Source organism: Streptomyces sp. LaBMicrA B280, from assembly GCF_049222185.1.
Lineage (GTDB): Bacteria > Actinomycetota > Actinomycetes > Streptomycetales > Streptomycetaceae > Streptomyces > Streptomyces murinus.
The window spans coordinates 53,341-77,215 of sequence record NZ_JBMJCT010000052.1; the positions used below are offsets into that span (position 1 = coordinate 53,341).

The following is a 23,875-nucleotide window of genomic DNA, read 5'->3' on the forward strand; positions in this document are numbered from 1 at the left end:
GGCGCGAGATCCCCGTAGAACTGTGCCGCACATCCGAGACCGAAGGGACATGCGCATGGGCACGCGCGGCAGGACAGTGAAGCGAAGACTGGCCGTCACCACGTCGGTGATGGCGGTGGGGGCCGTGACGGTGGTCCCGGCGGCGGCGAGCACGGCACCGGCGAGGGCGTCGGCCGGTACGGCGTGGAGCGAGCCCGCGGCGGTCATCGGAGCGGGTTCCGGCACGGCCGCTCCGGCACCCGCGGACATCGCGCTGGGTTCGTGGATGGACCAGCTGCGCGGCACGATCGGCGATCGCCCGATGAACCAGGTCGTGATCCCCGGCAGTCATGACGCGGGCACCGCGGGGATCACCGGGGACAGCGGCATGTGCGACGCCGGTGACACGGTCGGCACCGCCCGCAAGTGGCCGGCGCTGGCGGCGAGTATGTCCCGCACCCAGAGCGGTTCCCTGGTCCAGCAGCTGGACGGCGGCTCGCGCTATCTCGACCTGCGCCTGTGCAAGCAGGACGGGAAGTGGTTCAGCTATCACGGCGGACCGCTGGGGCGGCTGTTCTTCGACGCGCCGGACGGCAAGGGCGGGGTGATCCCGGGGCAGGCGCGGGAGCTCGCGGACTGGATCCAGGCGCATCCCAAGGAGATCGTGATCCTGCGGGTCACGGCCACCGGTCCCGCGGCGACGCTCCAGCAGGACCGGCGCGAGGCCATCACCGAGCTGGGTGATCTGGTGGGCGGCGGCGCGGGCCGTCCGGCCATCGCCGACGGCTCCTTGCGCCCGACGTCGACGTACGACCAGTTCATGGCCGCGGGCAGGCACGTCGTCATCGTCGACGACACGGACAGCACGGCGTACCCCTGGGCCTGGCACCAGCCGGACGTGCAGGACTACCGCGGCAGTTACGTCGGGGTGAGCACCGCGTGGCAGGACATTCTGAAGGCGGCCCTCGATCCGAAGCTGTCGCAGAAGACCTTCGACGCGGTGCTCCAGCGGGGTGACGAGGTACTGGGACGTGCGCCGGGCACGGCGGCGGACAAGTTCTTCGTGCAGCAGGGCATCATCGATCCCACCGACTCCATCCCGGAGGCGGCGATCACCCAGATCCTGGCGGCGCTCAAGCTCACCTCCGCCTGGAAGGCGGACAACTTCCTGCTCAGCCTCGAGGACGAGCTGAACCGGCAGTTGCTCGCGAAGCTCCGGACCTCCTGGAACAACACCAACGTCACGGACAACATGAACATCGTCATGCACGACGATGTGAACCAGAACCGCAACGGGGTCGGATCCGGAGACCTGGAGCGGGAGATCATCTCCAAGAACCTGCCGCAGCCGGTCACTTCGCACACGTTCTACGACATGGCCCGCGCGGCGGACGGTACGTGGACCGCGCCGAGCCCGCTTGCGGGTGCGGGCGACGCGTTCCGGTTCGCGGGGAGCCGGGAGGCTGTCGCCGCTCTGCCCGACGGCAGCGTCCAGGTGCTGGGCATCGGGCTCGACGGCAATGTCTGGCACAACGTCCTTGGGGCGGACGGCGGTTGGCAGGGCTGGCACGCTCTGGCGGCGGCGGACAACAAGAGGACGGGGTTCGCGGCCAAGGACATCGCGATCACGGGCATGCCGAACGGCGACTCCCAGATCACGGCGATCGGCAAGGACGGGTACGCGTACCACAACATCCGTCACGCCGACGGTTCCTGGCAGGGCTGGGCCGCCCTGGCGGGCGACGACTCGGGGCTGGTGAAGGCCACCAAGGTCGCGATCGCGGGGATGCCGAACGGTTCCTCCCAGGTCCTGGTCTACGGCGCGGACGGCCGGATGCGGCTGGACTCCCGTGCCGCCGACGGTGGTTGGAGCGGCTGGTCGGTCGTCTCCGGGGTCGGCGCGCCGGACTTCGCCGGGCCCGCCCTGTGCATCGCCGCCCTGCCCGACGGGGACAGCCAGATCGCCGCCATCGGCCTCGACGGCGATGTCTGGCACAACGTCCGCCGGGCGGACGGCAGTTGGACGGGCTGGGGCAGTCCGTCCGGACCGGCGGGCGGACCGATGGGGGCCTCGGCGGTCGCCGTCGCGGGCATGCCCGACGGGGACAGTCAGCTGGTCGCCGTCGGACTGGACGGGAACGTGTACCACGCCGTCCGGGGCCGGGACGGAAACTGGACGCCCTTCCGGGCGGTCGGCGGACTCCGGGGCGCCGGGACCTTCGCGGGGGATCAGGTCGGCATCGCCGGCCTGCCCGACGGATCGAGCCGGATCCTGCTCACCAGCCGCTGAGCGGGTCCGGGCCGCCTATCGATGTGCGGGTCTCAGCGGAGCCCGACCTCCGGGTGCTGCCACGCCCCGCTGAACAGGTCGGCCACCAGGGCGCGGGCGTAGGTCTCGTCGGTGTCCGGCACGGAGAAGACGACGCGGAAGTAGAGCGGGGCGACGATCCGGTCCAGCAGCCGCTCTGGCGGAGGCGGTGTCTCGCCCCGGCCGCGGGAGGCTTCGAGGACCGTGTCGAGGCCGGCCGTGGCGCGTTGCAGGCACTCCCGCAGACCGCTGCGGCGCTCGTCGATGTCGGGAGAGACCTCCGCCCGGAAGAACGCGATACCGCCGGGCCGGGTCAGATCGGCCAGGGTCCGGACCGCGTACTCCTCCAGGTCCGTGCGGAGGTCGCCGCTGGAGGACGGCGGGATCTCGGTCCCGTGCACGGCCGCCACCTCGGCGAGCAGGGCCTGCAGCGTGCCCCAGCGCCGGTAGACGGTGGTGGGGTTGACCCCGGCGCGCTCGGCCACCGCGGGAATCGTCAGCTGGCTCACGTCGCGCTCACCGGCCAGGTCGGCGACCGCCTGATGGACGGCCGCCCGGACGCGGGCGCTGCGGCCGCCGGGACGCTTGGCGAGGGGTTCGGCATTCACGCGCCCAGACTAACGCAGATCGGGTTGCGTTTAGCGGCTGGAGGGCGCTAGCGTCACTAAAGCCAATTGATCTGCTTTAGCTGGGCCATCGCCCGCGCTCCGAAGGGGACCGCCATGACCGCCACCGCCCACAACCCCGATGCTCACGATCTCGGCCGACGCTTCCACGCCGCGCTCGTCTCCGGCGACTGGCCGGCCATCCGGTCGATGCTCCACGACGACGCCACCTGGACCCTGCCGGGCGACAACACCATCAGCGGCACCGCCGTCGGCGCGCCCGCCGTGATCGAGCGCGCCCAGCTGATCGCCTCCTACGGGCTGTCCTTCGAGCTGCTGCACGTCCTGGTCAGCCGCGAGAACATGGCCCTGTCCCTGCACAACACCGCCCAGCGGCCGGGCGCGATCCTCGACGAGTACCTGAGCACCGTCTGCCGCCTGCGCGACGGCAGGATCGCCGAGATCGAGACCTATCTGTCCGACGTTCCCGGCATGAACGCCTTCTTCGTCTGACGAGGACCCAGGTTCCGAACACGTAGGGCAGGGCATCACCGTCGCCCCGCACGATCGGCACTCGGCCATCACTCGGACGGCGACCCCGCGCGGTCACCACACTGGATCCGGTCGTCCCGCTCCCCCAACGGGGGCATTCCGCTGACGAGTTGGCGCAGACAGCGCGTCGCCAGCTCGGCGGGTGAACCCGGGCCCTCGGCGCCGGCCTCGGTGTCGGCCCAGGTCTCCAGCGCGATCCGGATGGCGTCGGTGGCGGCCGCCGCCGCGAGCCGCACCTCCAGCTGCCCGGCGGGCCGGGCGGCGAGCCGGGCGATGACGGGGACCAGGCGCTCCTCCGACTCCTGGTTCACCCGGTACCAGACCGCCCGCAGCGCGGGGTCGTCGGCCGCGGCCCGCAGCAGTCCGCGCGTGCGCAGCAGCGCCTGGACGGACTCCTCGTCCGGCACGGACAGCGCCTGCTCGACCGCGGCCTCCAGCGCCCGGGGCAGTGCGGTGCCGGGCTCCGTCGCCTCCAGCAGCGCCCGCCAGCGGTCGGCGCCCGCGGCGAGCAGCGGGGTCACCGCGTCCTGCTTGGAGCGGAAGTACCGGTAGAAGGTCCGCAGCGCGACGCCCGCCCGCCGGGCGATGTCCTCCGCGGTCGTCCCGTGCGGGCCGTGGACGGCGAAGAGCTCTGCCGCCGCGTGCGCGATGTCGAGCTGGGTGGCGGCCTTGCGGCGCTCGGTCAGGGAGGTGGACGGGTTGCTGCTCACCTCGGAAGCCTACGCCCTGCGGTCACCCTTTGGCATGCCGTGACGAAATGGCAAACCGTGCCACCTAGGCGTAACGTGAACGCATCGACAGCGCCGGTGCGGCAAGAGGGCCGGTGCCACAGGGCCGCGTCGGCGACCGACGGGCCGGGTTGGAGAAGACATGAACCGCTATGCAGGCCGTCGCGTGCTGATCACGGGCGGCGGCTCGGGCATCGGCCAGGCCACCGCGCTGCGCATCCTCGCCGAGGGCGGCACGGTCGTGGCCGCGGACATCAGCGAGCAGGGCCTGCGGGACACCGTCGAGAAGGCAGGTGCCGATGCCGGGCGGCTTTCCACGCGCGTCGTCGACATCGCCGACGAATCATCGGTCCGCGACGGTGTCGCCGCCGCGGTCGCCACCCTCGGCGGACTGGACGTACTGGTCAACGCGGCGGGCATCCTGCGCTCCTCGCACACCCACGAGACGAGCCTCGACGCCTTCACCCGCGTCGTCCAGGTCAACCTCGTCGGCACCTTCCTGGTGATCCGCGAGTCCATACCGGCGCTGCTCGCGGGCCGGGACGCGGCGGTCGTCAACTTCAGCTCGACCTCCGCGACGTTCGCCCACCCCTACATGGCGGCGTACGCGGCGAGCAAGGGCGGCATCCAGTCCATGACGCACGCCCTCGCGAGCGAGTACGCCAAGCAGGGCATCCGCTTCACCTCCGTACAGCCCGGCTCCATCTCCTCCGGCATGACCGACGGCAGCGGCGCCAGCGGGCAGAGCATGGGCCCGGGGCTGCCCGCGGACGCCGACATGGGTCTGTTCGCGAAGCTCTCCCCCGCGCTCGGGCAGGGCTTCGCGGGCCCGGAGACGGTGGCGTCGGTGGTCGCGATGCTCGGTTCCGAGGACGGCAGGTTCATCACCGGCACCGAGGTCCGCGTCGACGGCGGCACCCACTTCTGACGGCCGGCTTCCGGCCCACGCACCGCGTGGGCCGGTCCGACCGCCCCACCCTCGGCAGCACCCGCACGCGCCCACCGAATCCACCCGCACCCAAGGAGCACACCATGAACGCCCTCACCGGCAAGACCGTCGTCATCACCGGCGGCGCCCGCGGCCTCGGCGCCGAAGCGGCCCACCAGGCGATCGGGGCCGGAGCCCAGGTGGTGATCACCGACGTCCTGGACGACGAGGGCGAGGCCACCGCCGCCCAACTGGGCGCGAACGCCCGCTTCCTGCACCACGACGTCACCTCCGAGCAGGACTGGCAGCGCGTCGCCGACTTCACCCTCGCTCAGTTCGGCGCCCTGCACGGCCTGGTCAACAACGCGGGCATCTCGACGGGGCAGCTGCTGGAGTCGGAATCCGTGGAGCGCTTCCGCAAGGTGCTCGACATCAACCTCACCGGCGTCTTCATCGGGATGAAGACCGTGATCCCGGCGATGCGGGAGAACGGCGGCGGCTCCATCGTCAACATCTCCTCGGCGGCGGGCCTGATGGGCCTGGCGCTGACCGCCGGATACGGCGCCTCCAAGTGGGGCGTGCGGGGGCTGACGAAGATCGGCGCGGTGGAACTGGGCACCGCGCGGATACGGGTGAACTCGGTGCACCCCGGCATGACGTACACCCGGATGACCGCGTCCGTCGGGATCGAGAGGGGCGAGGGGAAGTACCCGAACACACCCATGGGGCGGGTCGGCGAGCCGCACGAGATCGCGGGCGCCGTCGTGTACCTGCTTTCCGACGCGGCGTCCTATGTCACGGGCGCCGAGATCGCGGTGGACGGCGGCTGGACCACCGGGCCGACCGTCAAGTACGTCATGGGGCAGTGAACACCGGCAGAACCCCGGCCCCGGGTACGGCAGTTCCCGGATCCGGGGCTTTCCGACTCCGGCGTTGAGCGATCGCTCAAAGAGGTGTAGTTTCCCTCCCGGGCGGTTTGAGCGATCGCTCAAACACCGATGGACCGTGGGGGAACACGATGGGTCTTTACGTAGAGGCACATATCCGCGCCGACTTGGACGAGCTGTGGTCGCGCACCCAGGATCCCGCTCAACACCGGCGCTGGGACCTGCGGTTCACGGAGATCGACCACCTCCCGCGCGCGGAGGGCGAGCCCCAGCGCTTCCGTTACGCCGTGCGCGTCCCGCCGTTCCTCACGGTCTGGGGCACCGGGATCGCCGCCGGTGAGCGGGAGCGCCCCGACGGCACTCGTACCTCCGCCCTGCGCTTCGCCTCCCCGCACCCGCTCTCCCCGCTCGCCCGGGGCAGCGGCTACTGGCGCTACGTGCCCGACGCGCACGGCGTGCGCTTCCTCACCGGGTACGACTACCGGCCCCGCTGGGGCGGTCTCGGCGCGTTCGCGGACCGGCTCGTGTTCCGCCCCCTGATGGGCTGGGCGACCGCCTGGTCCTTCGACCGGCTGCGGCTGTGGCTGGAGCGGGACATCAGCCCCGAGCGGGCCAGGGTCAACTGGCTGGCCGAACTCGCGGTCCGGGCGCTGCTGTTCACCGGGTGTGCGATCGGCCTGGGACTGGAGTCCGCCATGGGCGTCTTCGGGCGGTTCGGGGCCGACGCGGCCTCCCTCTGCCCGCTCCTGCTGGTGGCCGTGATGGCGCTCGCCCTCTTCAAGGCCCCCCTCGCCCGCACCCCCGCCGCCCGCAGGTGCCTGCGCGCCCCGGCGGAGCGGCCCCGGATCCCCCGCGTCCTGCGCACCCTGGAGAAGCTCGGATGACCACGCCCGCCTCGATGTTCCGCACCGTGCTCGGCGACGACTTCGACCGCCTCCACCCCGAGCTGCGGCGCCGCTTCTCCGTGGGCCTCGCGAGCGGGGAGGCATGCACCGGGCGGGGCGTCATGGGCCGGATCTGGCACGGCCCGGCGTACGTGAAGCCGTTCCTCGCCCTCGGCGCCATCCGCAACATCCTGGTCCCGCGGGCCGGCCGCGACATCCCGTTCGTGATCGAGAACGTCCCGTACACCGACACCTTCGGCCGTGAGACGGTGAGCTTCGTGCGCACCTTCGACCTGCCCGGCCGCCCCCGCCGCTTCGACGCGCAGATGGTGCTCAGCCCCAAGGGCGACCGGATCCTCGACTATCTCGGCACCCACCAACACCTCGCCAGCGAGCTGCACTTCGCGGCCGAGCGGGACGGCTCGCTGCTCATCCGCTCCGGCGAACACCGCTTCCGGGAGGGCCCGGTGGATGTGCGCGTACCGGAACTCCTCGGCGCCACGGCCGAGGTGCGCGAGTCCTTCGACGACACCACCGGACGCTTCCGGGTCCGGGTGAGGGTGGTGAACCGCCGTTTCGGGCCGCTCTTCGGCTACGAGGGCTCCTTCACGGTGTCGTACACGGACACCGGTTCCCGTGGGACGAGGCCGGGACTGCGCCCGGTGCGTGAGGAGGTGCGCGCATGAGCCCGGACACGGCGAAGTCCAAGGAGACGAAGACCAAGCTCCTGGAGGGCGCCCTGCGTACGCTCACCGAGCAGGGCATCGCCAAGGCCTCCGCCCGTACGGTCGCCGCGGCGGCCGGTGTCAACCAGGCGCTGGTCTTCTACCACTTCGGCTCCGTGGACGAACTGCTCGCCGCAGCCTGCCGGTACGGCGCCGAGACGACCGTGGCGAAGTACCGCACCCGGCTCGCCGCGGTCGCCTCCCTGTCCGAACTGCTCGCGGTGGGCCGGGAGATCCACGAGCGGGAACGGGCCGGCGGCCATGTCGCCCTCCTCGGACAGCTGCTGGCCGGCGCGCAGACCCACGCCGCCCTCGGCCCGGCCACGACCGCCGGTCTCGATCTGTGGATCGGCGAGATCGAGCAGGTGCTGCGCAGGGTGCTCGCCTCGACCCCGGTCGACGGGTTCGCCGACCCGGCCGGTCTCGCCCGCGCGGTGGCGGCGGCGTTCGTCGGCATCGAGCTGTACGAGGGCGTGGACGAGGCGGGCGCGCACGCCGCACTGAGCGCGCTCGAACAGCTGGGCGGCCTGGTCGCGGCCCTGACCGAACTGGGCCCGGTCGCCCAGCGGACGGTCCGCCACCACCTGCGCCGCGCGGCGCGCGGCTGAGAGGGGCCGAGAGGGGCTGAGAGGGGCTGATCAAGCGCGGGGCCAACTCCGCTGGCAAGTCGGGCGGTTGAAGCAGGTCCACAGCACCCGTGACGGCACCGCACGGGCGCATGCGCGATCGGCTACGGCCGACGGCACGAACGGGGGTGACGATATGCGTGGCACCCGCTTCTGACCGGGCCGACGACCACGATCGGGGCGCCGCCCGGTCGGCCGAGGGCGACTGATCTCTCGTGGTCTGCTCACCGCCGTCACGGAACAGGGCCCGGCAGCCCTCGGGCACGACCATCCCGCGGGCAGGGGAACCCGGGCAAGAGCTTCCCCGCCCCCTGGATATCGTGAGGACGTGTTGAGAGCGACCCATGGGATCGGCCGCAGAATCGCCGCCGCGGCTGTCCCCCTTTTCCTGCTGACCGCCTGCGGCGGGGAGCACACCGCGAAGGTGGCGGTCTCCGGCGTCGTCGGCAGCTGGCGGGGACCGGGCTCGGACCGGATCACCCTGTCCCGGGACCACACCTTCGTCTCCCACGGCCTGGGGAAGAGGTCCGACCACTGCCCGGCCGGTCGCGGCGGCGGCACCTGGGGCTTCTTCGTCGACGACGGCGAGAGCGGTGCGGCCGTGTCGCGCAAGGCGGCCTCGGGCGAGCGGATCGGGCTGTCCTTCGACGGCGACGACAGCCGGGAGTTCCCCTGCTTCGTCGACCTGGCCGTGGTGGACGGCGGGAAGAGCCTGTGCGAGAGCACCGACCCCGACGACCCGTGCGACGTCGGGGTGAAGCTCACTCGCGAGAAGTAGCCGGTCACGGGCTGCTCGCCCGAGCAACGGGCGCCTCCGCAGGACCAGTTCACCGGGGGCCGTGGCGCCGACGCGGCACGGCTGCGGCCTCAGATCCAGAAGGGTGCCGCAGGGATCTCGTCGGCGCCGGAGGCGGTGAGCCCTGTGCCGGGGGAACGGCCGCTGAGCCAGGCCAGGATGTCCGCCTGCCGCCCCCTGACGGTCAGGCCGTCGGCCCCCAGGGCGTGGACGAGGCCGGTGTCGGTCGACTCCAGACGCAGCGGAGGGGCCTCCGGGCGCCGGGCGAGTGCTTCGACGATGTCGTCGATGATCCATCGCGCGGCGTCGACCGGTATGTCCGAGAAGCCGTAGCCGGCGTCCAGGTCGGCGTGGTGGATCTCCAGTTCGCGCAGCCGGGCGAGGATCAGGGTCGCCGGTGTGCGCAACTCGCCGGTGCGCATCCGCACTTGGGTGTGCCAGGCCGCCGCGGGCAGGGTTCGCACCGTCTCCTCGAAGCGGGCGGCGGTGTCGCGGACGTCGGCGACCAGGTCGGCGACCGGACGCCGTGCCCCGGCCTCGATCTCGGCGGCACGGGCGGCCATGCTCGCGTACTGCGGCGTTTCCACACCGGTACGCGCCCAGGCGAGCAGTCGGCAGATGCTGTCCGTGGCGCGTGCGACATGGGTGATCACGTGGCCGCGGGTCCATGGGGGTACGAGCGTGTCGCCCGCGACCTCAGCGTCGGTGAGGGAGGCGACGGTCGCGACGAACCGGTTCGTGGACGCGGTGATCGGGGCCAGAGCTCCGGGATCCTGCATGGAACCTCCCTGCTTCTATCCACTCTACGGAACTGCCTAACCGTATTATGGAAACAGGGGGCTTCGTCAGCGTTCCGGATTCTCACCGGCAGCACGGACGGCGGACAGGGACCGCTTCTGTCGGCCTTCCGTGTCGAAGTTGTCGGGCGAGAGCCACTCCCGCAATGCCTTGCCGACGCGCGGCCACTCGGAGTCGGTGATGGAGTACCACGCGGTGTCCCGGCTGCGCCCCTTGTAGACGACGGCCCGGCGGAAGATCCCTTCGAAGGTGAAGCCCAGCCGCAGAGCCGCCTTTCGCGAGGGCGCGTTGAGGCTGTCGTACTTCCACTCGTAGCGGCGGTAGCCGAGTTCGTCGAAGACGTAGGACATGAGCAGGAACTGCGCCTCCGTGGACACCGGAGTCCGCTTCAGCAGGGGCGAGAAGGCCACGCTGCCGATCTCGACGACTCCGTTGGACGGATCCTGGCGCATCAGGCAGAGGGTGCCGACCGCCTTGCCGGTGCGAGAGTCGACGACCGCGTACGGCAGGGGGTCGTCCACCCGGGTCGCCCTCGTCACATAGGCGCGGTAGTCGGCGGGGGTGCCGAAGGGGCCGACCGTCATGTACGTCCAGCCCGCGCCGTCCTCGGCGAGCGCGTAGGCGGAGTACAGGTCGTCGGCGTGACGGTCCGCGTCCAGGGGCTCCACCCGGCAGAAGCGGCCCTCGATGGTGACCCGGGCGGGCGCGGGGCGCGCCGTCCAGTCGGGCACAGGGTCGCCGACGGGCTGGCCGTATTCATTGAGACGTGCGGACATGCTCTTCTCCTGATGCGTGCCGATGCCTGGCCAGTGCCAGACTAGGCACTTTCGCACGGGAGCAATCCGCAGCTCGCGTGGCCCCGGATTACACGTGTTGTTCCGCTCTGTGACGGCCACGGGAGAGAGCCACTGTGAAGGAACTAGCGCATATCAGTACGAACCCCTCTGCGAAACCCGACCTGCAACACCTGCTGCACGAGGTGGCGCTGGGGGACCAGGAGGCTTTCGCGGCGGTCTATGACACCGTCGCCGGTTCCGTCCTCGGAGTCGCCCGCGCGGTGCTGCGCGATCAGGCGCAGTCGGAGGAGGTGGCGCAGGACGTCCTGGTGGAGGTGTGGCGCACGGCCCCGCGCTACCAGCCCGAGCGCGGCAGCGCCCTCAACTGGATCCTCACCCTCGCCCACCGGCGGGCCGTGGACCGGGTCCGGTCGGTGGAGGCGGCGGCGGCCCGGGACACCAAGGTCGCGCTGCTCGACCATCAGCCCGCCTACGACGAGGTGACCGAGCAGGTCGAGAGCCGACTGGAGCACGAGCAGGTACGGCGCTGTCTGCGCACCCTGACCGAACTCCAGCGCCAGTCGGTCACCTTGGCCTACTACCGCGGCCTGACCTACCGTGAGGTCGCCGACGCGCTCGCGTTGCCGCTCGGCACGGTCAAGACCCGGCTGCGCGACGGACTCATCCGGCTCCGGGACTGCCTGGGGGTGACGGCATGACCACGACCGATCCGCACGCCCTGACCGGCGCGTACGCGGTGCACGCGGTGGAGGGTGAGGAGCGCGCCGCCTTCGAGCGTCATCTGGCCGACTGCGCCGCCTGCGCGCAGGAGGTCGCGGAGTTCACGGCCACCGCCGGGCGCCTGGCCCTGGCCGCCACGGTGCGCCCGCGCCCCGGTATGCGGGAGCAGGTCCTCACCCGCATCACCACCGTGCGGCAGGTGCCACCCGCCGCCGCGCCCGCGGAGCGGGTACGTCGCGGTGTACGGCGTGGACGGCACCTGCCCCGATGGGCGCTGGCCGCCAGCGTGGCCGCCGCGGTCGCGTTCGGCGGAACCGCCGTATGGCAGTACGAGCGTGCCCAGGACGCCCGCCATCAGGCGGCCGAGGCCGAACGGCATGCCGAGGAGATCGCGGGGGTGCTGGGCGCGCCGGACGCGCGGACGCGTTCGGCGCGGGTGGCGGGCGGTACGGGCACCGTGGTGGTCTCGGCCCGACGGGACCGGGCCGTGTTCGTGACCGCGGGCCTGGCCGAGCCGCCCCGGGGCAAGGTCTACCAGTTGTGGTTCGCCGTCGGCGGGACGATGCGTTCGGCCGGGCTCATGAGCCCTGACCGTGCCAGTCAGACCGTGCTGATGCGGGGCGGGGTGGCCGGGGTCTCGGGTGTCGGGATCACGGTGGAACCGGCCGGTGGCTCGCCGCGGCCGACCAGTACGCCCATCGGCCTGCTGGCGATGCCGTCCTGAACCGGCGGACGCGTACGTCCGCGTATCAGGGGCCGTTCCCCGGCCACCCCGAACAGTCCGATCGGCCCTGGGAGGAGGGGCACCCGCGCGCCCTGCCGGTCGGGCGGTCGCGGATGCCCCGTGAGGGGGACGCGCGCCGCCGGGATCGCCTCCCGTCAAGGCGTCCGGGCGGGGCGCGCGTCCCCGGTCCTGTGCGGTGTCAGCTCTTGGGCATGAGGACGGTGTCGATGATGTACACGTTGGCGTTGGCGGTCCTGACGTTGCCGCAGACGACCTTGGCGGCGCCGTCGACCGTGTAGGACTCGCCCGAGCCGGTGGTCGTCACCTTCGACTTCTCCAGCGTGTCGAAGGCGCCGTTCTCCAGGTCCTTCGGCGTGAGCTTCTGGCCGACGACGTGGTAGGTGAGGATCTTCGTCAGCTGCGCCTTGTCGTTGAGGACCTTGTCCAGGGTGGCCTTCGGGATCTTGGCGAAGGCGTCGTCGGTGGGCGCGAACACGGTGATGTTCCGGGCGTTGTTGAGGGTGTCGACCAGGCCGGCCTTCTTCACCGCCGTCACGAGGGTGGACAGGGCCGGGTTGTTGGAGGCGGCGGTGGCCACCGGGTCCTTGGCCATGCCGTCGAAGGAGCCGGCACCGTTCTTCGGCACGGTCGAACAGGCCGGGCCGAACGGCTGGTCCATGCTGCTCATCCCGCCCCCGCCCGTGGTGGCGGAGGCCGACGCCCTGCCGGAGGAGTCGGACTTGCCCGAGTCACTGCCGCTGTCGCTGCCGGAACAGGCGGTCAGGACCAGGGGCAGCACGGCGGCGGCGGTGAGGAGACCGGTGGTACGGCGGATACGGGTGTTCATCATCTTCTCCTGTGGAAAGGTGCAGCACTCTGCTGCGTCCGGGGTGTTACGGAAAGGTGGTTCGGGGCGGGCCGGAGGCCCGATGTCACGGCGCAGAGCGGTCAGTCGGCGCGGTCAGTCGACGGTCACGACGACGGAGTGCCATCCGCTGGCGCCGTCCGGGATCGTGCGGGTCCGTCTGTCGGTCTGCACGGTGCCGGTGCGGTCGGTGGCGCGGACGGTGAGGGTGTGGCCGCCGGTGGTCGCCCGCCAGGGAATCGACCACTGGCGCCAGGTGTCGCGGCTGTACTCGGCGGCCAACCGGGCTTCCTGCCAGGGGCCGTCGTCGATACGGACCTCGACCTTGTCGATGCCCCGGTGCTGGGCCCAGGCGACCCCGGCGATCATCACCGCCCCGGCCCTGGGACGGGCGAACGGCTTGGGGGTGTCGATACGGGACTGCGTCCTGACCGGGGCCCGGCGGGCCCAGCCGCGCTTGACCCAGTAGGGGTCGTAGGAGTCGAAGGTGGTGAGTTCGAGGTCCTCGATCCACTTGCAGGCGGATACGAAGCCGTACAGGCCGGGGACGACCATCCGGACGGGGAAGCCGTGTGCGAAGGGCAGCGGCTCGCCGTTCATGCCGAGCGCGAGCATCGCGTCCCGGCCGTCCATCAGGTCCTCGACCGGGCTGCCGATCGTCATGCCGTCCACCGAGCGGGCCACCAGCTGGTCCGCACGGCCGCCCCGGGACGGGGGCTTCACCCCGCACTCGGCGAGCAGGTCGGCCAGTCGGACGCCGGTCCAGCGGGCGTTGCCCACGTACGGGCCGCCCACCTCGTTCGACACACACGTCAAGGTGATGTCCCGCTCGATCAGCTCCCTGCGCAGCAGATCGTCGAAGGAGTAGGTGGCCGGGCGGCGTACACCTTTGCCGTGGATCCGCATCCGCCAGGCGTTCGCGTCCACCTTGGGCACCACCAGCGCGGTGTCCACCCGGTAGAAGTCCTGGTTCGGGGTGACGAACGGGCTGATCCCCTCGACCCGCGGCCCGGCCCCCTTCGGCACCGGCCGCGCCGGTGAACCGGGACGAGGGAGAACGACCCTCTCCCGCGAGGCGACCGCACCCCGGCCGCTGGAGCCGTCCAGCGAGCGGCCGACCGCGCCCGCCACGGCGGAAGCGGCCGCGGCAGACGCGGCCGCGAGGACGAACCCCCGCCGGTCCCATGCCTCGGACGCAGGCTGGCCGCCTGCCGGTTCCGCGCTCACGGTCATGGCACCGGACTCCCGCGCCGTCGGTCGAGCGGGCGCGGTGAGGCGCCCCACCAGGCCGTACAGGAGCAGGGCCCCGGCGACGGCCCCCGCGACGGAGGGCAGCGCGTCCATGAGGCCGACGGAGTCGGGGCGGTTGAGGGCGGCCGCCGCCCCGACGGCCCCGAAGAGAAGGACCCCGGCGGCTCCGGCCCGCCGGAACCGCGGCGCCAGCGCGCCCAACGCCAGAGCCGACACCGCCAGCACGGCCAGGATGCCGAGTTGGAGCACGAGCTTGTCGTCGGTGCCGAAGTGGCGGATCGCCCAGTCCTTGACCGGCGCGGGCGTCGCGTCGATGGAGGCGCCGCCCACCACGACGATCGGACCGGACCGCGGACGCACCGCCGCCGCGACCAGCTCGGCCACCGCCAGCGCGGCGAGACCGGCCAGCGCCCCGCTCAGCGCACCGAGCGCCAGGCGTGGCGGACCCGGTCGGCCCCTTCGGTCCTTCTCTTCGTCCCTCACGCAGGGAATCCGGTTCCGGCCGCCCCGCGGATTGGTCGGGGACCCGATCGAGTGAAAAGAGATTCCGGACCGATCCGCCGGGCGCTCGGCAACGGATGAACCACGTCGCGCTGTCCCGCGCGGAATCAGCGGAACACGCCGGTGACCCTGCGTGAAGGGTGGATGTCCGCTTCGTAGCATGATCCGGTGATCACGTCCGGCGGGCAGTGTCCTCAGCAGCGGCGTTCGCGGCGCGGGTCGGTCCGGCGCCGTCTGCTCGCCCTCTGCGCGCTCGGGGCCGGTGTGATGGTCGTCGCGGGGTGCGTGTCCCGTGGCGGATCCGGGCCTTCGGCCTCCGGCGGCCCGGCCCGGACACCCGTGGGGAGGGCCGGGGCCACGGCCGCGCCGCACCCCAGGGGAGATGTGCGGATCGCCGCCGTCGGGGACGTCGTCCTGGGCACGCTGCCGGACAGCCTGCCGCCGGACGACGGTGCCTCGTTCTTCGACCCTGTCCAAGACCTGCTCACCGGGGATGTGGTGCTCGGGAACCTGGAGGGCACGCTGACCACCGGCGGCTCCAGCAAGTGCGCGTACATCGAGGGCCCGAACTGCTTCGCGTTCCGCGCCCCGCCGTCGTACGCCCACCGGCTCGCGCAAGCCGGGTTCACGGTCATGAACGCGGCGAACAATCACATCGACGACTTCGGGGCGCAGGGGCGGCGCGACACGTTCGCCGCGCTGCGCTCCGCGAACGTGCGGTACACCGGGCGGCTCGGCCAGATCACCGTCCAGCGGGTGCACGGCATCCGGGTCGCGCTGATCGGGTTCGCGCCCGACCGGGGGGCGAACGACCTGACGGACATCCCCGCCGCGAAGCGACTCACCGCCCGCGCCGCGAAGCTGGCGGATGTCGTGATCGTCACGATGCACGCCGGCGCGGAGGGCTCGGACCGCACCCATGTGGAACCCGGCACCGAGTACTTCCTCGGTGAGGACCGGGGCGACAGCTACCGGTTCAGCCACGCGGTGATCGACGCCGGAGCCGACCTCGTCGTGGGCAGCGGCCCGCATGTGATGCGGGGCATGGAGTTCTACAGGGGACGGCTGATCGCCTACAGCCTGGGCAACTTCACCGGCTACAAGGTCCTCGGACTCGGCGGCACCCTCTCGACGAGCGGCGTGCTCCAGGTCGCCCTCCGCGCCGACGGCACCTATGTGTCCGGGAACTTGCGCCCGACCCGGATCGTGCCGCCCGGGACACCGGAGCCGGGCGGCGAGGCGATCGACCTCGTCTCCGGCGTGTCGGAGGAGGACTTCGGCGCGCAGGCCGCCCGCATCTCGGCGGAGGGGGCGATCCGGCGACCGTAGCCGTGCATGGCCCGGTTCACTCACCTGCCTCACCTGAGTCATCAACGCGGCCGGCGAGGGTAGGCGGGAGGCTCCCATCGTTCACAGGAAAGTGGTGCCACTGCCATGGCCGAGACCCAGGACGTCGTCGAGCTCATCCTCAAGGACCACCGGCGCATGGAGGATCTGTTCCACCTGATGCGCAGCGTCGAGGCCGACCGGGCGGCCGCGCTCCGGGAGTTCGCGGCCCTGCTGATCGCCCACGCGCAGGCCGAGGAGGCCGAGGTCTATCCCGCGCTGAAGCGGTACAAGCACATCGACGACGAGGAGCTGGAGCACGGCGAGCACGAGCACGACGAGGGCAACCGGGCCCTGCTGGACCTCCTGGAGGTGGCGGAGGTCGGCTCCGAGGAGTGGGACGCCAAGCTGGAGGCGCTGGTCGAAGCCGTCAATCACCACACCGACGAGGAGGAGCGCACCATCCTCAACGGCGCGCGCGAGAACGTGGCGATGGAGCGCCGCGAGGAGCTGGGAGCGGCGTTCCGGGAAGAGCGGGGGCGTCAGCTGAAGGGCGACTGCGGCTCGGTCGACCAGGTGCGCCGCGTCGTTCACCCCTGATCGCCCCGGCACCTCCGGTCCTTCAGGGCGTGTCGTCCGGTGATTCCTCGTGCCGGGGCTCGGGGGGCCGGTCGAACCGCACGCTGACCTTCTGGAACCCCTTGAAGGACTCGGTGGCGGCGTACGACCGGTAGGCGCGGCGGTCCGCCGCGCTCAGCCGCACCCGGTCCGTGAACGGCGTCAGCAGGCTGCGGGGCCACAGGCGCATCACCCGTACGGCACCGGCCTCGGCCGCCGCGATGAAGATCAGGGCTCCGACGTAGAGCCAGGCGAGCAGGCCCAGGACGATGCCGAACATGCCGTAGGTGGCGGTGGCCCCGCGCAGCACATGGCTGACGTAGTAGGAACCCACCCACTGCAGCGCCTGCCACGCGAGGGCGCCGCCCAGCGCCACTCCGACGAGTCGGCGCAGGGGCAGTGTGCGCTGTGTCAGCAGCCGGTAGCTCAGAAGCAGCAGAAGGGTGTTCAAGCAGACCGACCCCGCGCTCGCGGCGATCCAGCTTCCGCCCCTCAGCCGCACGCCGAACAGGTGGGTCTGCGAGGCCGCCACGGACAGCAGGGCGGACGCGCACAGTCCGACCGCGAGGAGCAGCAGGAACACCAGTCCCTTCAGCCGCGAGCGGAGTGGATCCGGACGGGCGTGCCGGGGGACGGCCCAGATCTTGTTGAGGGCGTACTGCGCGGCCTGGGCGACGCCGAGCGAGCCGTAGACGCTGCCCACGATGCCCGCGGCGAGTGCGATCCCGCTGCCGTGGAAGGAGTGGATGTTGTGTCCGAGCTGGTCGCCGATGACCGGGAACTGGCTCAGTGCCGAGTCCATGACACGTTGTTGCACAGCCGGATCGCCGCTGAGGAAGGTGCCCAGGACGGCGACGAGGATCAGGAGCAGCGGGAAGAGCGAGAGGAAGCCGTAGTAGGCGAGCAGGGCGGCGAGGTACACGGCCTGGTCGTCGTAGAACTTGTAGACGACGGCGAGCGGCAGGCCCACCCAGTGGTGCCGTCGCTGGAAGCCGTCGACGCGCTCAAGGAATGTCATGGCCTGTGCTCGGGTCGGGCCGGGGTCTTGCCCCGGATCCGGATAGCGGCTGCATGGGAACCACCTCAGTGTGAGGAGTCTCCCTCCGTCCGGCCTCGAAACGGGTCTGCGGCGGCTCCCGTCCCTCTTTCGCGTGGACACGGGAGGAAGTGGGGACCATTGGTCCCGCATATGCCGCTCCATGTGGGATATGCGGAAGCATGTGAGGGCCCCGCTCAGGGGGTCGCGCAGCGGAACGGAAGGAACATCCTCGTGGGCATCATCGCCTGGATCCTGATCGGCCTCATCGCGGGCGCCATCGCGAAGGCACTGACCCCCGGCAAGGACCCGGGCGGCTGCCTGGTGACCATGCTGATCGGCATCGTGGGCGGGCTGCTGGGCGGCTGGCTGGGCAAGGTGATCTTCGGTGTCCACTCGATCAACGGCTTCTTCAGCCTGTCCACCTGGATCGCCGCGATCGTGGGGTCCGTGATCGTGCTGCTGCTCTACCGGCTGGTGACAGGGCGCTCGCGCTGACGGCGCACGCGAGAGGCGGCGAGAGGCGGCTCCCCGTGGGGCCGCCTCTTTTCGCGACCGTCTCCGCGCCTACGGCGCCCGGGCCCCGCCCCGCCCCGCCCGTCCAGCCGGTCGGCCAACCCGTCAGCCGGGGTCCGTGCAGCCGAAGAGGCCGGCGTGCCCCGGGGGCAGTTGGGTGAGCAGCCGGCGCAGCAGGGCGTGGTCCGCGGCGTCGGCGAGGGTGGGCAGTACGGCGTCGATCTCGCGCCTGGCCTCGGCCACGTCCTCGTTGCTGTGGTCGGCCACGGCCTGGACGAACGACGCGGGTGACAGTGGTTCGCTGGCCGGCTCGGCCGCGGTCAGCAGCGGCCCGCATCCCTCGGGGAGCAGGGCGGCCAGGTCCGTGCGGTCGTCGCCGACCAGGTGGGCGCCGAGGACCTCCAGCACGTTCCGTACGGCTCTGGCGCCCTGCTGCGGTCTGTCGTAGCGTGCGCGTTCGGTGACCTGGGTGATGAAGGTGTCCAGGCTCCATTGCATGGCGGCTCCTGTCGTAGGTCTGTCCCCCGCGGCGGTCCGTCTGGTCCGGCCGGTGGGGCCGGGTCGCACCGGCGTCACACGGGGGCGGCGGTCCGCACCATGCGGTGCACATTGGCGACGCTGCCGCAGCGCGCGGTCAGCAGGTCGGCTTCCGTCCGGGCGAAACCGGCGCCGAGTTCCTCCCGGCAGTGCCGACTGAGGCTCTCCCGCACCCTGTTGACCAGCGTGCGCTCCTCCTCGTCGGTGTGGCGGGCCGTGGCGGAGGCCAACTGCTGGAGCCGCCGGTCCCATTCGGCCGAGCCGATCTCCCGCACCCGCAGCAGCGCGTAGAGGACCTTGACGGCTTCCAGGTGTGCGTTCTCGATGTGCTCGACGGTGTCCGCGTCCTCGAAGGAGGCGAGGACGGGGTGCACCGAGGCCCCCTCGGCCTCGCCGTGGGCGATCATCAGGTGCGCGAAGTCATGAAGCGCGCTCTGGCGATCGGCCTCCGTGCTGCGCATGAGGCGGAGCAGGTCCTCCATCGTCCGGTGATCCTCGAGGATCATCTCGACGACATCCCGAGTCGGTGTCATGCGATGCGCCTCCCAACTGGAGTGGCTTTCACCTCCCGCTACCCGCGGCGTTGCCAGAGATTCCCTGATATAACCCGTTTGCCCAGTCCGCCCAGGTCAGACGAGGTCCGGGACCGACGCCTGCCGGTCCGTCGCTCAAGGGGAGCTGTGCGGAGCCGACATGACGGGCCATCAGGTCACCAGGGAGTCACGCCTCGCGCGCCGCCCCCGTGCTCTCCCGCTCGATCAGCCGGGGCACCGGCACCCTGACCGTCCTGGCCGGGCCGCCGTCGAGCAGCGCGGTCAGCTCGCGGGCCGCGGTGCGGCCGAACTCCATGGTGTCCCGGGACAGGGCCGACAGCCATGGCCTGACCATGCGGCACAGGGCCGAGTCCTCCCAGGCCACCACCGACACGTCGGCCGGTACGGAGAATCCGAGTTCGGTGGCGGTGGCGACGCCCGCGAGGGCCATGACGTCGTTGTCGTAGATCAGGGCGGTCGGCGGAGCGGCCGAGCCGAGGACGCGGCGGGTGACGGCGGCGCCCTCCGCGTCCGAGTAGTCGGTGGTGATCGACTCCACTCCGGTCAGTCCGCGCCGCCGGGCCTCGGCCCGCAGGGTCCGGATCCGCCGCTCCGTGTGGGCGAGGTTCGACAGCCCGGCGATGTGCACGATCCGCCGGTGGCCGAGGGCGTACAACCCGTCCACCACCGAGGCCATCGCGCCCGCGTCGTCGGCCCACACCGTGGACAGCCCGGGGTGCCGCTCGTCCGGCGCGCCGCCGATCACCACGGCGGGCAGGCCGAGTTCGTCGAGCAGGTCCGGGCGCGGGTCGTCGGTGCGCGGGTCCACCACCAGGACGCCGTCCACCCGGTGCTCGGCCCACCATCTGCGGTAGACCGCGCACTCGTCCGGCACGTCCTCCACCACCTGGAACAGCAGCCCCAGATGGCGCTCCGCCAGCACTTCCTGGATGCCGGAGACGAGTTGGAGGAAGAAGGAGTCGACACCGAGGGTGTCCGCGGGCCGGGCCAGCACCAGCCCGACCGTGGCCGCGCCCTCGCCCGACAGCGCGCGGGCCGCCGTACTGGGCCGCCAGCCCAGTTGCTCGGCGACCCGGCGCACCCGCTCGCGGGTGACCTCGGAGACACCCGGCCTGCCGTTGAGGGCGAAGGAGACGGCGCTCTCCGAGACACCGGCGCGGCGCGCGATGTCCTTCATCGTCGGCCGGCGTGCCGGGGACCGCTTGGCCGGCATGTTCGCCTCTTTTCTCGGCAGTGATCGCTAAAGCGCTTGAGTGGAAGCAGCCTAAAGCGCTTTAGTGCGGCTGACAAGTCCCTCTTGACACCACTCTGACCTGTACTAATGCCCCCATCTCGACTTTAGCGCTTCCAAATCCATTGACTTTCCCCGAAGTCGGCGTGCATGGTCCTTTCCGAAACCAGCCGCAGACGCCGCAAGGGAGCAGTGTCACCGTGCCCATATCCCGCAGAGCACTCGCCGCCGCCGTCACCGCCCTCGTCCTGCCGCTGAGCGCCTGCGGCTCCGGCGGTGGTGGCGGCTCGACGGACGCCTCCGGCAAGGTCGAGGGCGACATCACCTTCCAGACCTGGAACCTGCGCGCCAACTTCAAGGGCTACTTCGACGGTCTGATCGGCGACTTCGAGAAGAAGTACCCGGGCACCCACGTCAAGTGGGTCGACCAGCCCGCCGAGGGCTACGCCGACAAGATCAGCGCCGACGCGGCCGGCGGCACCCTGCCCGACGTCGTCAACGTCTCCCCCGACCTGGTCGCACCGCTCGCCAAGGCGGGCCTGGCCATGGACCTCGACAAGGCCGCCGGGAAGTACAAGGGCGAGTACCTGCCGGGCGCCTGGGCGAGCCATCAGGTCCCGGGCATGACGGGCACGTACGCCTTCCCCTGGTACCTGAACACCGGCCCGATGTTCTACAACAAGGCCCTGTTCAAGAAGGCCGGACTGGACCCGGAGCAGCCGCCGAAGACGTACGACGCGCTCTTCACCGACGCGGTGCGGATGGCGCGGACGTCGGGCGGCAAGGTGGCGACCCTCGCCAACATCCCCACCATCGAGGACTTCGGCCGCTACGGCGCCTCCCTGATGGACAAGGACGGCACCGGCTTCACCTTCAACGACGCCAAGGGGGTCGAACTCCTCACCAAATACAAGGAGTTGTACGACGCCAAGGGGCTGGACGCGCAGGCGCTGAACGCCACGCCGGAGTCGGCCGGGAAGGACTTCCTGACCCAGGCCGTCGCCATGAACCCGGGCAGCGCCCTGGACCTGGACAACTTCAAGAAGCAGGCGCCGAGCCTGTACAAGAACATCGGCATCACCGACCAGATCACCAACACCGGCCACGTCAACATGTACGTGATGGGCGTGATGGTGAACTCCCGGACGAAGAACACGCCCGCGGCCGTCGCCTTCGCCCACTATGTGACCGACGCCGAGCACCAGATGTCCTTCGCCAAGAAGGTCGCCATCTTCCCGTCCACCGCCGGATCCCTCGACGACCCGTACTTCACCAAGGAGGACGGCACCGACGAGACCCGGGTGCGCGTCGCCGCAGCCAAGTCGCTGAAGAACGCGGTCAACTACACGCCCGTGCTGTTCAGCGACCAGATGAAGACCGCGCTGCGCAACGAGGTCGGCAAGGCGCTCCAGGGAAAGCAGAGCCCCAAGGCCGCTCTCGACAACGCTGTCACGGCGTGTGACCGGCTTCTGAAGCAGCAGGGATAGCGCACCATGGCCACCTCGACCGTCTCCCGGACGCGCCCGTCGCGTCCGGCGCGGCGCCCCGAGCGGCGCCCGGCGATCCGGATACGGCGCCAACTGCCCACCAGCCCCTGGCTGTTCGCGGCACCGGGACTGCTGATCACCGGCGTGTTCATCCTCTACCCGTTCGTCTCGACGGTGTTCAACGCCTTCACCGACCGCCGCACCCTGGTCCCGGGACAGTTCGTCGGGCTCGCCAACTTCCGTGAGCTGCTGCACGACGACATGTTCTGGATCGGCCTGCGCAACAGCGCGTTGTACGTCGTCGGTGTCGTCCCGGCGCTGGTGCTGCTGCCGCTGCTGCTCGCCCTGCTGGTGCAGAAGAACATCCCCGGCATCACCTTCTTCCGGTCCGCCTTCTACACCCCGGTCGTCGCCTCGATCGTGGTGGTGGGCCTGATCTGGGTGTGGCTGCTGGACGAGCGCGGACTGGTGAACTCGCTCCTGGAGACGATCGGGGTGGGCAAGGTCGGCTTCCTCAGCGACCAGTGGCTGCTCCTGCTCAGCGCCATGGCCGTCACGGTCTGGAAGGGCCTCGGCTACTACATGATCATCTATCTGGCGGCGCTGGCGAACGTGCCGCGGGAGCTGCACGAGGCCGCCGCCGTGGACGGCGCGGGACCGGTCCGCCGTTTCTTCACCGTCACCGTGCCGGCCATCCGCTCCACCATGGTCCTGGTCGCCGCGCTCTCCTCGGTCTCCGCCTTCAAGGTGTTCTCCGAGGTGTATCTGCTGGCCTCGCCGAGCGGCGGCCCGGCGGGCGAGGACACCACCCTGGTGATGCTCGTCCAGCGCACCGGCACCGGTCTGACCGGCCGGGTCGGCTACGCCTCCGCGATCTCCCTGGTCGTCTTCGCCGTCACCGTCGTCCTGATGCTGCTCGTCCTGCGCGCCGACCGGAGGGAGGACGCGTGAGCGTCGCCGAGAAGGCACCGGAGACCGGCACCCGGCCGGTCCGTGCCCGCGCACCCCGCTTCACCGACGAGAACGGCCGCCGCGTGGGGGTGTGGGAGCTGGTCCTGCGCTATGTGCTGCTGATCGCCGTCCTCGCCCTGACCGTCGGCCCGTTCGTGTGGCAGCTGTCCACCTCGTTCAAGGGCCCCACCGAGGACATCTTCAGCTCCCCGCCGAAGTTCCTGCCGGGCCATCCCACCCTGCACAACTACGAGCGGGTCTCCGAGACCATCCCGGTCTGGGACTACGCCCTCAACTCCCTGAAGGTCGCGACCGCCAACGTGGTCACCAACTGCGTCGGCTCCGCGCTCGCCGGATACGCCCTGGCCCGGCTGCGCTACCGGGGCCGCCGGGTCGCCGCCCTGGTCTTCGTCCTCGCGATGCTCGTGCCCGCGGAAGGCATCATCATCGCCCAGTTCACGACCATGCGGGAACTCGGCCTGAACAACACGCTCATCGGTGTCGTGCTGCCCGGCTCCATCGGCGCGATGAACGTCCTGCTGATGCGCAACGCCTTCCTCAACCTGCCCTACGAGATCGAGGAGGCCGCCTACGTCGACGGTGCCGATGTCTGGCAGCGGTTCCTGCGGATCGCGCTGCCCTCGGTCAAGGGCACCCTCGCCGTCGTCGCGATCTTCGCCTTCATGGGCGCCTGGGACGACTTCCTGTGGCCGCTCATCGTGCTCAGCGACCCGTCCAGGTTCACCCTGACCATCGGCCTCAACTATCTCCACGGCACCTTCGCCAACGACGAGCGCCTCGTCGCCGCCGGCACGATCATCGCCGTGGCACCGCTGATCGCCCTCTTCGCCTGCCTCCAGCGCTACTTCTTCCGCGGGGTCGGCGAGGGCGCGGTCAAGGGCTGATCCCGGACCCCTCCCGACCCCGCGAAGGGCCGGCCCCGGG

Annotated in this window: 26 protein-coding genes; 16 read left to right on the top strand and 10 right to left on the bottom strand. The window is 71.2% G+C overall.

The genetic code is table 11. From position 1 onward, the window contains the following. Window positions 1-55: 55 nt before the first annotated feature. Window positions 56-2,269, top strand: a complete 2,214-nt coding sequence (locus ACLF5H_RS30620; RefSeq protein ID WP_421679248.1) for a hypothetical protein — start codon at window positions 56-58, stop codon at window positions 2,267-2,269. A 32-nt stretch (window positions 2,270-2,301) separates the two neighbouring features. Here the strand turns inward: ACLF5H_RS30620 and ACLF5H_RS30625 are convergent, their stop codons facing one another. Beyond that, window positions 2,302-2,895 (bottom strand): TetR/AcrR family transcriptional regulator, encoded by a 594-nt coding sequence (locus tag ACLF5H_RS30625; RefSeq protein WP_421679249.1) that lies wholly within the window; start codon window positions 2,893-2,895, stop codon window positions 2,302-2,304. A 114-nt stretch (window positions 2,896-3,009) separates the two neighbouring features. Here ACLF5H_RS30625 and ACLF5H_RS30630 point away from each other — a divergent pair, with 114 nt between their 5' ends. Then, complete coding sequence (locus tag ACLF5H_RS30630) at window positions 3,010-3,405, top strand: nuclear transport factor 2 family protein (RefSeq protein ID WP_421679250.1); 396 nt, start codon at window positions 3,010-3,012, stop codon at window positions 3,403-3,405. A gap of 68 nt (window positions 3,406-3,473) precedes the next feature. Here the strand turns inward: ACLF5H_RS30630 and ACLF5H_RS30635 are convergent, their stop codons facing one another. Continuing rightward, window positions 3,474-4,154 (bottom strand): TetR/AcrR family transcriptional regulator, encoded by a 681-nt coding sequence (locus ACLF5H_RS30635; protein ID WP_421679251.1) that lies wholly within the window; start codon window positions 4,152-4,154, stop codon window positions 3,474-3,476. A gap of 160 nt (window positions 4,155-4,314) precedes the next feature. Between ACLF5H_RS30635 and ACLF5H_RS30640 the strand changes: the two genes are divergently transcribed. The 6 genes from ACLF5H_RS30640 (at window position 4,315) to ACLF5H_RS30665 (ending at window position 9,000) form a co-directional block, all read left to right on the top strand. Continuing rightward, entirely contained in the window at window positions 4,315-5,100 is a 786-nt protein-coding gene (locus ACLF5H_RS30640; RefSeq protein WP_421679252.1) for an SDR family NAD(P)-dependent oxidoreductase, read from the top strand. A 104-nt stretch (window positions 5,101-5,204) separates the two neighbouring features. Beyond that, on the top strand, window positions 5,205-5,969 hold the full coding sequence (locus tag ACLF5H_RS30645; RefSeq protein ID WP_421679253.1) for a glucose 1-dehydrogenase: 765 nt from the start codon (window positions 5,205-5,207) through the stop codon (window positions 5,967-5,969). Between the two features lie 149 nt (window positions 5,970-6,118). Then, the gene (locus tag ACLF5H_RS30650) at window positions 6,119-6,871 is read left to right on the top strand and encodes an SRPBCC family protein (RefSeq protein WP_421679254.1); all 753 of its coding nucleotides are present in this window, start codon (window positions 6,119-6,121) and stop codon (window positions 6,869-6,871) included. Then, the gene (locus tag ACLF5H_RS30655) at window positions 6,868-7,557 is read left to right on the top strand and encodes a DUF4166 domain-containing protein (RefSeq protein WP_421679255.1); all 690 of its coding nucleotides are present in this window, start codon (window positions 6,868-6,870) and stop codon (window positions 7,555-7,557) included. The genes ACLF5H_RS30650 and ACLF5H_RS30655 overlap by 4 nt, the downstream gene beginning before the upstream one ends. Continuing rightward, on the top strand, window positions 7,554-8,204 hold the full coding sequence (locus ACLF5H_RS30660) for a TetR family transcriptional regulator (protein WP_421679256.1): 651 nt from the start codon (window positions 7,554-7,556) through the stop codon (window positions 8,202-8,204). The genes ACLF5H_RS30655 and ACLF5H_RS30660 overlap by 4 nt, the downstream gene beginning before the upstream one ends. A gap of 346 nt (window positions 8,205-8,550) precedes the next feature. After that, on the top strand, window positions 8,551-9,000 hold the full coding sequence (locus tag ACLF5H_RS30665) for a hypothetical protein (RefSeq protein WP_421679257.1): 450 nt from the start codon (window positions 8,551-8,553) through the stop codon (window positions 8,998-9,000). A gap of 89 nt (window positions 9,001-9,089) precedes the next feature. On the opposite strand, the gene ACLF5H_RS30670 is transcribed toward ACLF5H_RS30665, so the two are convergent. Both ACLF5H_RS30670 and ACLF5H_RS30675 read right to left on the bottom strand, forming a co-directional pair. Then, on the bottom strand, window positions 9,090-9,797 hold the full coding sequence (locus tag ACLF5H_RS30670; protein WP_421679258.1) for a maleylpyruvate isomerase family mycothiol-dependent enzyme: 708 nt from the start codon (window positions 9,795-9,797) through the stop codon (window positions 9,090-9,092). A gap of 66 nt (window positions 9,798-9,863) precedes the next feature. Beyond that, window positions 9,864-10,592 (bottom strand): GNAT family N-acetyltransferase, encoded by a 729-nt coding sequence (locus ACLF5H_RS30675; RefSeq protein ID WP_421679259.1) that lies wholly within the window; start codon window positions 10,590-10,592, stop codon window positions 9,864-9,866. 134 nt (window positions 10,593-10,726) lie between these two features. On the opposite strand from ACLF5H_RS30675, the gene ACLF5H_RS30680 reads away from it, so the two are divergent. Together ACLF5H_RS30680 and ACLF5H_RS30685 are read left to right on the top strand one after the other, a co-directional pair. Then, entirely contained in the window at window positions 10,727-11,311 is a 585-nt protein-coding gene (locus ACLF5H_RS30680) for a sigma-70 family RNA polymerase sigma factor (protein WP_421679260.1), read from the top strand. After that, complete coding sequence (locus ACLF5H_RS30685; RefSeq protein WP_421679261.1) at window positions 11,308-12,057, top strand: anti-sigma factor; 750 nt, start codon at window positions 11,308-11,310, stop codon at window positions 12,055-12,057. The genes ACLF5H_RS30680 and ACLF5H_RS30685 overlap by 4 nt, the downstream gene beginning before the upstream one ends. Window positions 12,058-12,256: 199 nt before the next feature. Here the strand turns inward: ACLF5H_RS30685 and ACLF5H_RS30690 are convergent, their stop codons facing one another. Together ACLF5H_RS30690 and ACLF5H_RS30695 are read right to left on the bottom strand one after the other, a co-directional pair. Then, entirely contained in the window at window positions 12,257-12,904 is a 648-nt protein-coding gene (locus tag ACLF5H_RS30690; protein ID WP_421679262.1) for a fasciclin domain-containing protein, read from the bottom strand. A 114-nt stretch (window positions 12,905-13,018) separates the two neighbouring features. Continuing rightward, window positions 13,019-14,656 carry a molybdopterin-dependent oxidoreductase gene (locus ACLF5H_RS30695; RefSeq protein ID WP_421679263.1) on the bottom strand — a complete coding sequence of 546 codons (1,638 nt, stop codon included), beginning with the start codon at window positions 14,654-14,656 and terminating at the stop codon, window positions 13,019-13,021. A 402-nt stretch (window positions 14,657-15,058) separates the two neighbouring features. On the opposite strand from ACLF5H_RS30695, the gene ACLF5H_RS30700 reads away from it, so the two are divergent. Beyond that, window positions 15,059-16,003, top strand: coding sequence for a CapA family protein (locus ACLF5H_RS30700; protein ID WP_421679264.1), 945 nt, complete (start codon window positions 15,059-15,061; stop codon window positions 16,001-16,003). A 105-nt stretch (window positions 16,004-16,108) separates the two neighbouring features. After that, window positions 16,109-16,600 carry a hemerythrin domain-containing protein gene (locus ACLF5H_RS30705; protein WP_421679265.1) on the top strand — a complete coding sequence of 164 codons (492 nt, stop codon included), beginning with the start codon at window positions 16,109-16,111 and terminating at the stop codon, window positions 16,598-16,600. A 22-nt stretch (window positions 16,601-16,622) separates the two neighbouring features. Here the strand turns inward: ACLF5H_RS30705 and ACLF5H_RS30710 are convergent, their stop codons facing one another. Next, the gene (locus ACLF5H_RS30710) at window positions 16,623-17,636 is read right to left on the bottom strand and encodes a YihY/virulence factor BrkB family protein (protein WP_421679266.1); all 1,014 of its coding nucleotides are present in this window, start codon (window positions 17,634-17,636) and stop codon (window positions 16,623-16,625) included. Window positions 17,637-17,888: 252 nt separating this feature from the next. On the opposite strand from ACLF5H_RS30710, the gene ACLF5H_RS30715 reads away from it, so the two are divergent. Then, on the top strand, window positions 17,889-18,152 hold the full coding sequence (locus ACLF5H_RS30715) for a GlsB/YeaQ/YmgE family stress response membrane protein (RefSeq protein ID WP_146464550.1): 264 nt from the start codon (window positions 17,889-17,891) through the stop codon (window positions 18,150-18,152). Window positions 18,153-18,275: 123 nt separating this feature from the next. On the opposite strand, the gene ACLF5H_RS30720 is transcribed toward ACLF5H_RS30715, so the two are convergent. From ACLF5H_RS30720 to ACLF5H_RS30730, 3 genes are all read right to left on the bottom strand, one after another. Further along, complete coding sequence (locus ACLF5H_RS30720; protein ID WP_421679267.1) at window positions 18,276-18,668, bottom strand: DUF2267 domain-containing protein; 393 nt, start codon at window positions 18,666-18,668, stop codon at window positions 18,276-18,278. A 74-nt stretch (window positions 18,669-18,742) separates the two neighbouring features. Continuing rightward, window positions 18,743-19,240 (bottom strand): hemerythrin domain-containing protein, encoded by a 498-nt coding sequence (locus ACLF5H_RS30725; protein WP_421679268.1) that lies wholly within the window; start codon window positions 19,238-19,240, stop codon window positions 18,743-18,745. A gap of 187 nt (window positions 19,241-19,427) precedes the next feature. After that, window positions 19,428-20,474 carry a LacI family DNA-binding transcriptional regulator gene (locus ACLF5H_RS30730; RefSeq protein WP_421679269.1) on the bottom strand — a complete coding sequence of 349 codons (1,047 nt, stop codon included), beginning with the start codon at window positions 20,472-20,474 and terminating at the stop codon, window positions 19,428-19,430. A 218-nt stretch (window positions 20,475-20,692) separates the two neighbouring features. On the opposite strand from ACLF5H_RS30730, the gene ACLF5H_RS30735 reads away from it, so the two are divergent. From ACLF5H_RS30735 to ACLF5H_RS30745, 3 genes are read left to right on the top strand one after another with little or no spacing between them, the layout of a single operon-like run. Further along, on the top strand, window positions 20,693-21,979 hold the full coding sequence (locus ACLF5H_RS30735) for an extracellular solute-binding protein (protein WP_421679270.1): 1,287 nt from the start codon (window positions 20,693-20,695) through the stop codon (window positions 21,977-21,979). 6 nt (window positions 21,980-21,985) lie between these two features. Further along, window positions 21,986-22,930, top strand: a complete 945-nt coding sequence (locus tag ACLF5H_RS30740; protein ID WP_421679271.1) for a carbohydrate ABC transporter permease — start codon at window positions 21,986-21,988, stop codon at window positions 22,928-22,930. After that, window positions 22,927-23,835 carry a carbohydrate ABC transporter permease gene (locus ACLF5H_RS30745; protein WP_421679272.1) on the top strand — a complete coding sequence of 303 codons (909 nt, stop codon included), beginning with the start codon at window positions 22,927-22,929 and terminating at the stop codon, window positions 23,833-23,835. The genes ACLF5H_RS30740 and ACLF5H_RS30745 overlap by 4 nt, the downstream gene beginning before the upstream one ends. The last annotated feature ends 40 nt before the right edge of the window (window positions 23,836-23,875 follow it).